At 65.6% G+C, this 11,461-nt stretch carries 11 protein-coding genes; 3 read left to right on the top strand and 8 right to left on the bottom strand.

Annotated elements, in window-relative coordinates; genetic code table 11:
- Nucleotides 1-187: 187 nt before the first annotated feature.
- From CXR00_RS17440 to CXR00_RS17410, 7 genes are all read right to left on the bottom strand, one after another.
- On the bottom strand, nucleotides 188-1,333 hold the full coding sequence (locus CXR00_RS17440; RefSeq protein ID WP_104056220.1) for an ABC transporter substrate-binding protein: 1,146 nt from the start codon (nucleotides 1,331-1,333) through the stop codon (nucleotides 188-190).
- 82 nt (nucleotides 1,334-1,415) lie between these two features.
- A complete protein-coding gene (locus CXR00_RS17435; RefSeq protein WP_258060584.1) occupies nucleotides 1,416-2,243 on the bottom strand; it encodes an ABC transporter permease in 828 nt (275 codons plus the stop codon).
- Entirely contained in the window at nucleotides 2,240-3,091 is an 852-nt protein-coding gene (locus tag CXR00_RS17430) for an ABC transporter ATP-binding protein (protein WP_104056218.1), read from the bottom strand. The genes CXR00_RS17435 and CXR00_RS17430 overlap by 4 nt, the downstream gene beginning before the upstream one ends.
- Nucleotides 3,088-3,969 (bottom strand): ABC transporter permease, encoded by an 882-nt coding sequence (locus CXR00_RS17425; protein WP_104056216.1) that lies wholly within the window; start codon nucleotides 3,967-3,969, stop codon nucleotides 3,088-3,090. Before CXR00_RS17425 ends, CXR00_RS17430 begins: the two co-directional genes overlap by 4 nt.
- 7 nt (nucleotides 3,970-3,976) lie before the next feature.
- Nucleotides 3,977-4,993: a TIGR03842 family LLM class F420-dependent oxidoreductase gene (locus tag CXR00_RS17420; protein WP_104056214.1), complete on the bottom strand. Its 1,017-nt coding sequence runs from the start codon at nucleotides 4,991-4,993 to the stop codon at nucleotides 3,977-3,979.
- A gap of 44 nt (nucleotides 4,994-5,037) precedes the next feature.
- Nucleotides 5,038-6,459, bottom strand: a complete 1,422-nt coding sequence (gene hydA / locus CXR00_RS17415; protein WP_104056212.1) for a dihydropyrimidinase — start codon at nucleotides 6,457-6,459, stop codon at nucleotides 5,038-5,040.
- A gap of 49 nt (nucleotides 6,460-6,508) precedes the next feature.
- Nucleotides 6,509-7,357, bottom strand: coding sequence for a nitrilase-related carbon-nitrogen hydrolase (locus CXR00_RS17410; protein ID WP_104056210.1), 849 nt, complete (start codon nucleotides 7,355-7,357; stop codon nucleotides 6,509-6,511).
- A 375-nt stretch (nucleotides 7,358-7,732) separates the two neighbouring features.
- On the opposite strand from CXR00_RS17410, the gene CXR00_RS17405 reads away from it, so the two are divergent.
- From CXR00_RS17405 to CXR00_RS17395, 3 genes are read left to right on the top strand one after another with little or no spacing between them, the layout of a single operon-like run.
- Entirely contained in the window at nucleotides 7,733-8,731 is a 999-nt protein-coding gene (locus CXR00_RS17405; protein ID WP_104056208.1) for a putative F420-0 ABC transporter substrate-binding protein, read from the top strand.
- A gap of 35 nt (nucleotides 8,732-8,766) precedes the next feature.
- Nucleotides 8,767-9,810, top strand: coding sequence for a putative F420-0 ABC transporter permease subunit (locus CXR00_RS17400; RefSeq protein WP_104056246.1), 1,044 nt, complete (start codon nucleotides 8,767-8,769; stop codon nucleotides 9,808-9,810).
- Nucleotides 9,807-10,655, top strand: a complete 849-nt coding sequence (locus CXR00_RS17395) for an ABC transporter ATP-binding protein (RefSeq protein WP_104056206.1) — start codon at nucleotides 9,807-9,809, stop codon at nucleotides 10,653-10,655. The genes CXR00_RS17400 and CXR00_RS17395 overlap by 4 nt, the downstream gene beginning before the upstream one ends.
- Here the strand turns inward: CXR00_RS17395 and cofE are convergent.
- Nucleotides 10,652-11,458, bottom strand: coding sequence for a coenzyme F420-0:L-glutamate ligase (cofE, locus tag CXR00_RS17390; RefSeq protein WP_104056204.1), 807 nt, complete (start codon nucleotides 11,456-11,458; stop codon nucleotides 10,652-10,654). The two genes, CXR00_RS17395 and cofE, sit on opposite strands and share 4 nt — an antisense overlap.
- Nucleotides 11,459-11,461: the final 3 nt, after the last annotated feature.

The following is an 11,461-nucleotide window of genomic DNA, read 5'->3' as shown; positions in this document are numbered from 1 at the left end:
CCAGGAAGTTTTTGGTGGGGTTTGGCCGCCATGCTCGGGATGTTTTCCAACTCCCGGCCGCGGCGACTTAGAAGACTCTACACAAGGTTTCAGGCCCGCGCAACTCGACCCCCGACAGGCACAATCCAGGGGCGACGGGCATGGCAGACGGCCGGCAGCAAAGCTGCCGGCCGCCGTCGTGCGTTGCTTAGTTTCCGCCCTCGGCCAGGGTCACCTCCACGGGCTGGTAATCCGCAGCCTTGGTGTCCACACCCTCCTCTTCCAATTCAGCCAGTGCCTTCTGAACGTACTCGTTGGTGTAGGCGGTTTCCGGCGGCTCGGTGGTGAGGATGGTGGCTCCGGTTTCGTTCTGCGTACCCATCGCGATGTCCACCGTCTTCTGCCACGCGCTCTCATCGATCATTCCGACACCGTTGGTGGAGGGGAAGATCAGCTTGTTGGTCTCGTTGGTCATCCACAGCTGGTGGCTCTGGCCCAGGGTGGATCCGGATTCAGTCACGATCCGTGCCGCGTCCTCCGGATTGTCCTTGGCATAGATCCAGCCCTTGATGGCGGCTTTGATGAACGCCGTGGTGGTCTCCTGGTATTCGGAGTCATCGGCCAACCGGTCCGCGTCAGCCCAGATGGCATCCTGCAGCATGGCCGAGCCCTCTTCATTCCAGTCGATGACGGTCAGGTCCTCGGGCTGGTACAGCTCCCCCGTGTCGGGATTGACGGTTTCCAGGACCTGGGCGTATTCGTTGTACGTCATGGCCTGCGCTGCGTCGATGTCCCCGGACAGGAACCCGTTCATGTCGAACGCCTGCTGGATCAGCTCAATGTCCCCGGGTTCCACGCCTGCATCCTGCATTCCGGCGAAGAGCTCCCATTCATTGCCGTAACCCCAGGACCCCACCTTCTTTCCGGCCAGGTCCTCCGGTCCGTCGATGCCGGAATCAGCCATGGCCACCTGCAGAGTGGCGCTGCGTTCGAAGATCTGCGCCACGTTGGTGATGTTGGCGCCCTGCTCGATCGACCCCAGGACTTTGGGCACCCAGGAAATCGCGTAGTCCACGTCTCCCGAGGCAAGCACGTCCTGCGGCACGATGTCCGCGCCGCCTTCAACGATCTCCACGTCCAGGCCTTCGTCTTCAAAGAAGCCCTGGTCCAGAGCCGCGTAATAGCCCGCGAACTGGGCCTGCGAGAACCACTGCAGCTGCAGCGTCACCGGCGTCAGCCCTTCGGCAGATTCGCCGTCAGCTTCTGCCCCGCTGTCCGAGGCGCAGCCTGCCAGGAACAGAATTGCGGCGGTTCCAGCCGCCGCAGCCGTGCGGATGCGTTTTCCACTTGCCATGTCATTGCCTCCAGTGAGTGTGAATGGGTCGAGGTAGCCTCCCCTTCGGACGGAAGGGATGGTCAGATGAGGACCGGCAGAGTCAGTGCCGGGAACTGTATTTCTCCAGCACTGCGGTTGCACAGAAGAAAAGAAGGCCGACGACGACGGCGCCCAGCACGTAGGCCCAGGCCAGTGTGTAGTTGCTGCCGGCAGCGGCCGACGTGATGGATTTGCCCAGTCCGCCCACCGGACCGCCGAAGTACTCAGCAATCAGCGCCGAAATCACCGCCAGCGAGGACGCGATCCGGAGCCCGGTAAACATATAGGGCACTGCACTGGGCAGGGTCACCGCACGCGTTGCCTGCCAGCGGCCCGCGGCATAGGAGCGCATCAAGTCCCGGTGCACCGGGCGCACCTGCCGAAACCCGCGCAGCGAATTTACGTAGACCGGCACAAAGACCGCTATTCCGGCCACGATCTGCCGCGGCGCTTCTTCGCCGGCGCCGAACATTGTGTACAGCACCGGAGCCACCGCCACGATGGGCACCACGGACAGCGCGGTGACGGTGGGGCTGGCGAGGCGGTCAAAAATAGGCAGGAAGGCGGCCACGACGGCGGCCAGCACTCCAATCAGGCCGCCGATCACCAGCCCGGCCAGGGCATTGCTTCCCGTCACGAGCGAGGCGGAGGCAATGTTTGCTGCGTTCCCAAAGAAGGCCGCCGCGATGGCGAAGGGACCCGGCAGGACAAACGCCGGAACCGCGAACAGGCTCACGGCTCCCTGCCAGATCAGCACCGCGGCTACTCCCAGCAGCACCGGCAGTGCCGCCTTCCGGCCGCCGTCGACCGCCCGGCCCAGGAGTGCCGGCGAGGTGGCGGCGGCAGCAGCCGGTGCCGTCTTCAGCGCCGCCGGCTTCAGCACCGTCACCGTGTCTCAACTCCGCGCAGCTGCGCCACTTCGGTGCCGTGCAGTGACTCCCGGACGGCCGTGATGGCGGCGTAAAAGGCCGTTTCCTCGCGCAGGTCATCCCCGCGCTCCCCCGCCGAACCCAGCCGCATCTGCAGCACCTCCTTGATCCGGCCCGGGCGGGCCGACATCACGAACACCCGGTCGGAAAGGAAAACAGCTTCCGGAATGGAGTGCGTGACAAAAACGACGGCGGCGCCGGTTTCCGCGCAGATCCGCACCAGCTCGTTCTGCATCCGTTCGCGGGTCATTTCGTCCAAGGCGCCAAACGGCTCATCCATCAGCAGCAGCCGCGGGCTTTCGGCCAGGGACCGGGCAATCGCCACGCGCTGCTGCATCCCGCCGGAAAGCTGGTCCGGAAAAGAATCGGCGAATTCGGTCAGGCCCACCATGCCCAGGAGCTCGTCGGCGCGTTTCCGGCGGACGGCGGCTGCCGTTCCGTGAAGCTGGAGCGGCAGCTCTATGTTTGCCCGCACGGTGCGCCACGGCAGAAGTCCTGCCTGCTGGAACGCAATGCCGTAGGCCTGTTCACGGCGGGCCTGCCGGGCGGTGCGGCCGAAGACGCTGATGGTTCCGCTGGTCGGTTCATCCAGATCTGCGATCAGGCGCAGCAGGGTGGACTTGCCGCAGCCCGACGGCCCGATCAGCGACACGAACTCGCCCGGCGCAACCGTCAGGTTTGCGTCTTCCAGCGCTGTCACGGTTCCGCGCCCGGTGGAGAACACCCGGTGCACGTTGCGGACCTGGACTGCGGGTTCGGGTGTGGTCACCGTTGCTGTTTGCACGGCCGGCTCATTTGGTCCGCTCATGATGCTTGTTCTCCTCTGCGGTAGCGGTGCAGGAACAGTCCCAACACGGTGGTGGCAGCGACAGCTGCCAGTCCCAGCAGGACGGCCCCAAAAATGGGAGCCCAGGGTTTGCCCGGGTCTCCGCCGGCCGCGGCGGCGTACTCCACGATCATCCGGCCGATCCCACCCTTCAATCCGATGGACACCTCAGCCACCACGGCCCCGATGACCGCGTTGGCTGCGGCCAGGCGCAGGGCGGGCAGCAGGAAGGGAACACTGGCCGGAAGCCGCAGGAACAGGAAGCTGCGCCACCAGCCCACGGAGTAGGTGTGCATCAGGTCCACATGATTGTTCTCCGGAGCGGAGAATCCGCGCAGGGCACCGATCGCCACCGGAAAGAAGGCCAGATAGGACGCTATGACCGCCACGGACATCCAGTTCTCCCAGCTGAAGGACCCGATCTCCAGCTGGGAACCCCACCGCCGCACCAGCGGCGCAATGGCGATCAGCGGGACGGTCTGGCTGAGGATGATCCAGGGCAGCAGTGCGGAGCCCGCCGACCGGAAGCGCTGCATCAGCATGGCCAGGCCCACGCCCACCGTGACCCCGATCAGCCAGCCCAGTGCCGCGATCCCGAGGGTGAAGGCGGCAGCCTGGAGCACGGCCATCCACAGCGGCGAGGCCCCTGCCGCCGAGGTGGCCGGCTCGGCCAGCCTCCCGAGCATGGTCCAGATGTGCGGCATGGCGAGGTCGGAGTTCCGCGGCAGCAGCGGTATCCCCGCGACGTTCAGTCCGTTGACCGGACCGGCAAGTTTGTACCCTTCCCACAGCAGCACCGGGGCAAGGACTCCGCCGGCGGCCCATCCAATCCGGGCCGCCGGCCCCGCCGTCGTTTTCATGCCCTGCTCATGCCGTTGCGCTCACGTGCTCACGCAGTGCCGGAATGATGCTCTCGCCGTAGACCCGCAGGGTTTCCTCCTTGTTGTCATGCTGCAGGTAGCCGGCGAACTGGGTCACGCCCAGCGCCTTCAGCTTTTCGAGCTTTTCGATGTGCTGCTCCACGGTGCCCATGAGGCAAAACCGGTCCACGATCTCGTCCGGTACAAAGGCGGTGTGGGTGTTACCCGCCCGTCCGTGCTCGTTGTAGTCGTAGCCTTCCCGACCGGCGATGTAGTCCGTCAGCGCCTGCGGCACGGCGGCGTCGGCCCCGTACTTGGCCACGATGTCCGCCACGTGGTTGCCCACCATCCCGCCAAACCAACGGCACTGGTCCCGCATGTGCTCCCAGTCATCCCCTATGTACATGGGCGCGGCCACGCAGAATTTGATCGCCATTGGATCGCGTCCCGCCGCTGCCGCGGCGCTCCGCACGGTGGCAATCATCCATTCCGCAATGTCCAGATCGGCCAGCTGCAGAATGAACCCGTCTCCCACTTCGCCGGTGAGTTTCAATGCCAGCGGCCCGTAGGCAGCCACCCACATTTCCAGTTCCGAACCGGTGCTCCACGGAAACTGGATGGTCCGCCCGTTGTATTCCACCGCCCGGGAGTTCGCCAGCTCGCGGATCACATGGATCGATTCCCGCAGCGTCTTCAGGGTGGTGGGCGATCCCCCGCTGACCCGCAGCGCGGAGTCCCCGCGGCCAATGCCGCACACCGTACGGTTGCCGTACATCGAGTTCAGCGTGGCATAGGTGGAAGCCGTGACGGTCCAGTCCCGGGTGGCCGGGTTGGTGACCATGGGCCCCACCTTGATGTTCTGTGTTTCGGCCAGGATCTGGCTGTAAATCACATAGGGTTCCTGCCACAGGATGTGAGAGTCAAACGTCCACACGTAGTCGAACCCGAATTCCTCGGCCCGCTTCGCGAGCGCCACCGTTCGGGCTGCGGGCGGATTGCATTGCAGTACTGCGCCAAATTCCATGCTGTTCCGCTCCTTGTAGGTACTGACTTGGATCAGGTACTGGCTTAGATCAGGTACTGGCTGGGTCCCCGGCGGACGTACCGGCCGTGGCCCTTGGACCCGAGGTACTCGTTGTCATTGATGAGGATCCGTCCCCGGGACAGCACCGTGTCCACGTGCCCGTTGATCTCGTAGCCCTCCCAAGCGGAGTAATCCATGTTCATGTGATGGGTTTTCTCCAATCCGATCGAGGTGTGGCCGTTGGGATCGTAGATTACGACGTCGGCATCGGCACCCGGGGCGATCACGCCCTTGGCCCCGTACATACCGAACATGCGCGCCGGCGTCGTACTGGTGATTTCCACCCAGCGCTCGAGCGAGATCTTGCCGTCCACCACGCCCTGGTACATCAGGTCCATGCGGTGCTCCACCGACCCGATGCCGTTGGGGATCTTGGAAAAGTCCCCCTGGCCCAGGTCCTTTTGCCCCTTCATGCAGAACGGGCAGTGGTCCGTGGCCACCATCTGGATGTCATTGGTGCGCAGCGACTGCCACATGTGGTCCTGGTGGTGCTCGTGCTTGGAACGCAGGGGCGTGGAACAAACCCACTTCGCACCCTCGAAGCCGTCAGCGCCGAGCTGGTCTTCCAAGCTCAGGTACAGGTACTGCGGACAGGTTTCGCCGAAGACGTTCTGCCCGTTGTCGCGGGCTGCGGCCAGCTGCTCCACGGCCTGTTTCGCGGACACATGGACCACATACAGGGGCGCACCGGTGAGGTTGGCCAGCATAATGGCCCGGTGGGTGGCCTCCTCCTCCATCTGCCAGGCCCGCGCCACCCCGTGGTAATAGGGATCGGTTTTGCCCTGGGCCAGCAGTTCACTGACCATGGCATCAATGGCCGGGCCGTTCTCGGCATGCATCATGGTCATCAGACCGGTTTCGGCTCCCACCCGCATGGCCTTGTAGATCTGCGCGTCGTCGCTGTAGAAAACCCCCGGATAGGCCATGAACAGCTTGTAGCTGGACACCCCCTCATCGATGAGCCCCGCCATCGCCTTGAGGGAATCATCATTGACGTCCCCCACAATCTGGTGAAAGCCGTAGTCGACGGCACATTCCCCCGCAGCCTTCTCATGCCACGCGTCCAAACCGTCCATCACCCGCTCGCCGTACCGCTGGATCGCGAAGTCCACGATCGTCGTCGTACCTCCCCAGGCCGCGGCGCGGGTGCCGGTTTCAAAGGTGTCGGAGGCTTCGGTGCCACCGAAGGGCATCTGCATGTGGGTGTGCGCATCGATGCCGCCGGGAATCACATATTTGCCGCGGGCATCCAGGACCGTGTCTACGGAACCGGCCAGGTCATGCCCCAGCAGGGTGGAACCGGGTGCGAGTACCGCCGCGATCTTCTCCCCGTCAATGAGAACGTCCGCTTCGCTGCGGCCGGTGGAGGTAACAACCGTTCCTCCGGTGATCAGTGTTGTACTCAAAACGACTCCCTTGTCTGCCTTCTGGTGCTTTCGTCCGATGAACCGGCTGTTACGGGTTAGTGATGGGCGTGTACGCATCCGGCCGGCGGTCCCGGTAGAACTGCCAGTTGTTGCGCGCCGTGCGAACCAGGTCCATGTCCAGATCACGGATCATCAGTTCTTCGTTGTGGCGGTCCCCCAGCTCCCCCACGTAGTTGCCCTGCGGATCGGCAACATAGGACGTTCCGTAAAAATCGACTGCTTCGTCGCCGAACTCATTGGTCTCGCTGCCCACCCGGTTGGGCACCACCACGTAATACCCGTTGGCTGCCGCAGCGGTGGGCTGCTCGAGTTCCCAAAGCCGGTTGGAGAGTCCCGGTTTGGAAGCGTTGGGGTTGAAGACAATTTGGGCGCCGTTCAGGCCAAGTACGCGCCAGCCTTCGGGGAAGTGCCGGTCATAACAAATGGTGACTCCCACGGTTCCGACTGCAGTGTCGAAAACCGGCCACCCCATGTTTCCCGGCCGGAAGTAGAACTTCTCCCAGAATTTCTCCACATGGGGAATGTGGTTTTTGCGGTATTTGCCCAAATATGTTCCGTCGGCGTCGATCACCGCCGCAGTGTTATAGAGGACTCCGGGCTGCTCCTCTTCATAGATCGGCAGGATGATCACCATGTTGTGCTCGGCCGCGAGTTTAGAGAACCGCTCGGTGAGGGGACCAGGAACCTTCTGCGCATAGTCGTAATACTTGTTGTCCTGCACAATTCCGAAGTACGGGCCGTGGAAAAGCTCCTGGAAGCAAATGATCTGCGCGCCCTCGGCAGCAGCCTTGCGGACAAACTCCTCGTGCTTGGCAACCATGGACTCTTCATCCCCGGTCCACGTTGTCTGGGTCAGGGCTGTGCGGATGATTGTCATTGTGCCTCCTAGTAGCGGCGTGTTGTGCCGCAGTGTCGATCGGCCGGTTCAGGGCCTTTATCAGTCTTTGTGCCGAACGTTTCCTTAACATTTCCGCGGCGTAAAAGCTGGTGCGCCATTTGCCGCAGGGTGGGTTCATCCTTCGCCTTTATTGCGGAACCCGCAAGGGTTTTGGTGCTGCTTTCCTCAAAGAGGTGCGGGCCGTGATGCGGTTATCCGTGGTGCGTAACGGGCCGCAACAAAGAATTCAGCAAACAAAGGAGTGCTAGCGTTCATCGAAGATCACCGGCCGCGTATGGCCGGTAACTCTGGTCTGGACTTGGGCCATAGATCCCCTCCGATTTCCCGCCGCACTACGCCGCACCAAGAGGACCTATGAACCGAACCCGCGTGTCTGCCCTTTCCCTGCTTCTGGCCGCAGCCCTTGCCGGCACAGTTGGCTGTTCCACGGCTGCAGCGCCGGCCGCCCAGCCGGACGCCGGACCGTCAGCACCGCCGTCGTCGTCGTACCCGGTCTCCGTTTCCAACTGCGGCACGGATGTGACACTCACCGCCGCCCCCGAACGCATCGTGGCCATCAAATCCACCTCGCTGGAAACAGTCCTGGCCCTGGGGCTGGGCAGCAAAGTAGTGGGTACGGCGTTCCTGGACGGACCGGTGCCGGAATCCCTGGCGGACGAGGCGGATTCCCTGCCGTCGCTGTCCGATGCCGCGCCCTCGCAGGAAGTGGTGCTGGAGCGTGAACCGGACTTCATTTACGCCGGCTGGGAGTCCAACCTGAGCGCCGATGCCGCCGGCGAGCGCGGTGTCCTGGCCTCGCTCGGGATTAACACCTATGTCTCTCCGGCGGCCTGCCGGGAAGAGGGACTTCCCGGCAAGCTGACCTTTGAATCCGTTTTCGAGGACATCACGGAAGCCGGCGCCCTGTTGGGCGCCCCCGAGGCCGCGGCTGCCCTGGTGGCTGAACAGCGGGAGATCCTGGCCGGCGTATCGCCGGCGGGAGACGGCATGACGGCCTTTTGGTTCTCCTCCGGCCGGGACACTCCCTACGCGGGGGCAGGACTGGGCGCTCCGCAAATGATGATGGAGCAGCTGGGACTGGAGAATATCGCCGCGGATGTCCAGGAATCCTGGGCGTCCCTGAGCTGGGAGACCGTGGTGGATGCCAATCCGGACGTCATTGTGCTGGTGGACGCGGACCGGAACACCGCGGAGTCAAAGAAGGAACTGCTGGCCGCCAACCCTGCCACCGCCGGCATGGACGCGGTGATCAATGAGCGGTATCTGGTCCTTCCCTTCGCTGCGGGCGAGGCCGGGGTGCGCAATGCCGACGCCGTGGCAGACCTCGCCGGTCAGCTCACAAGGCTGCCGTGACGGCCCTCCGCCTGCACCGGGAAGACGCCGGTTCGATGCCCGGGCCCGGAGCGGAACCGCCGGCACCCCGGCGCCGCTTCCCCACGGGCACCGCAACAGTGGTGCTTGCCGCGGCACTGGTGCTGTCCGTCGCCGCCGCCTCGACCGTGGGACCGGCGGACATCAGCGTGCCGGACGCCTTCCGTTCCATGCTCGCCCGTCTGGGCATCGGCACCAGCCCGCTGTCCGCCCTGCAGGACGGGATCATTTGGGAACTGCGGCTGCCCCGGGTGCTCACCGCGGCGGCGGTGGGCGCCGGGCTGGCCGTCAGCGGTGCGGTCATGCAGGCGCTGACCCGCAACGCCCTTGCCGACCCGTATCTGCTGGGCCTGTCCTCCGGTGCATCGCTGGGGGCCGTGTGCGTGGTGCTGCTGGGCGCTCAGCTGCTGCTGCCGCTGGCAGCATTCATTGGGGCCCTGGCCGCACTGGCTGCAACCCTGCTCCTGGCCCGGCTGGCGGGCGGGCTCACCCCGTCGCGCACGGTCCTGGCCGGAGTGGCGGTGTCCTCCCTGGGCAGCGCCCTCACCAGCCTGGTGATCTTCTGGACCGCCACCGGAGATTCCTACCGGAACATCTTGGGCTGGCTGCTCGGCTCCCTGGCCGGCACACAGTGGTCCAGCGCGGGCATAGCCGCCGGTGCCCTGCTGGTGGTGGGTCTTCCGCTGCTGGGCACCGCCCGCCTCCTGGACGGGTTCGCCTTCGGGGACGACGCCGCCTCCGCCCTGGGCATCAATGTTCCGGCCGTTCGGTGGTCCATGCTGGCCGCCACTGCGCTGCTGACCGGAGCCATGGTGTCCGTCAGCGGTTCGATTGGCTTTATCGGCCTGGTGTTTCCCCATGTGGTCCGCCTGGTCACGGGCCCCGGCCACCGCAGCCTGCTGCCGCTGTCCGCCCTGCTGGGTGCCGTGTTCCTGGTCTGGGCCGATACTGCGGCCCGGGCCGCCTTTGAGCCGCGGGAGCTGCCGGTGGGAGTAGTCACCGCCGTGATCGGGGCACCGGTGTTCGCCTATGTGCTCGCCCGGCGAAAGGGCGGAGCATGAGCGGCGCGCCGGGAGCCGGCCGGCCCGTGAAGGCCCTTGATGCCGCGGACCTTGAGATTCGCCTTGGCGGCAAGCTGGTGGTGGACGGGGTGGACTGCACGGTTCCGGCCGGCGCCCTCTCGGCGCTGGTGGGCCCCAACGGCGCCGGAAAGTCCACGCTGCTGCGGGCGCTGGCCGGCGTGGTGCCCGTGCGCACCGGCACCGTGCTGTGGGAGGGCAGGGATCTGCTGCGCCGTCCGCGCCGGGAACGTGCCCGGATTGCCGCGCTGGCCGAGCAGGAATCCGGCACCGATGCACCGCTGACCGTGCGCGACGTCGTGTCCCTGGGCACCATGCCGCACCGGTCCCTGCTGGGTTTCGGCACCAGTGACGACGACGCCGAAGTTACCGCCGCGCTGCGGACCGCCGGGGTGCCGGAGCTTGCGGACCGGTTGTTCAACGAACTCTCCGGCGGACAGCGGCAGCGGGTCCAGCTGGCCCGGGCCCTGGCCCAGCACCCGCAGCTGCTGCTCCTGGACGAGCCCACCAACCACCTCGATCCGCATGCCCAGCTGACCACCCTGGCGCTGCTGCGGGAGCTGGCCGGGAGCGGCATCGCCGTCGTCGCCGCCCTTCATGACCTCACCCATGCCGCAGCCCACTGCGACCATGTGATTGTCCTGTCCGGCGGCACCGTGGTGGCGGCCGGTGATCCGCGGACGGTGCTGACCGCGGAACTGATCCGCGAGGTGTACGGAGTCCAGGCGCATGTGCTGGTCCACCCCGCCACGGGGCGTCCGCTGATTGCCCTGTCCCTGCCCTCGCCGGCCAGCGCGGCGGCCCCTCGGCTCGAGGCCTCCGCCTAGTCCCAGAGCGGCTCCGGCAGGCCGGCGTCCCGGCAGGCCGCTGCGTAGCCCTCGCGCCAGGCCTCCGCACTGCCGAGCCGAAACAGGTCATGGGCGGGAGGACGCACCAGTGCCCGGGCTCCCCGGTCGCCGCCGAAATATCCTTCAGGATGCACCAAATCCGGCAGGCCTCTGAGCACTGCCACCGGGCATTGGCTGGTTTTGCCTTTGACCAGGTCCGCGGCGCCGGCGATCTCGTCCGCAACCGCCGTCAGGGTGGCTTTCATCTCCTGGCCAAAGGCATCGGAGGTTCCCCGCAGGTCCAGCAGAACGTCCACGCCGGCGGCTCCGATGGCGGCGTCGGTCTGCCCGTCACGCCACGCGCGCCCCAGAGTGTCGGTGATGAGAACCCCGACGTCGAACCCCAGCTTCCGGCGCAGGCCGGCGCACAGTGCCCGGGCCGAGGCGTCCGGATCCACGGGAAGAAGCAGGACCGTCCCCGCAGGGGTGTTGCTGTTGTCCACACCCGCTGCGGCGGCCACGATCCCCAGCTTGTTCTCCACGATCCGGGTCACGCCTCCGGAATGAACCTTGCTGGCCACCACCCGAACGGTTTCCTCGGTGATGCACTGTTCCCGGTCCTCCGCCGCTACTTGCCGGCCTTCGGCCTTGGACACAATCTTGGAGGTGACCACCAGGATGTCTCCCGGCCGCAGTGCCGCGTCCGGAGTTGATGCTGCGGCGTCCAGGATGACAGACACCAGATCGGCGCCGGGCGTGATTTCGCTGATGCCGGGGAGCGCAAAAGCCGTGATGGTGCGCATCGG

This window comes from Arthrobacter sp. 9E16 (assembly GCF_002929435.1).
Classification (GTDB): Bacteria; Actinomycetota; Actinomycetes; order Actinomycetales; family Micrococcaceae; genus Arthrobacter_B; species Arthrobacter_B sunyaminii.
This window is presented reverse-complemented; position numbering and strand designations above follow the sequence as displayed.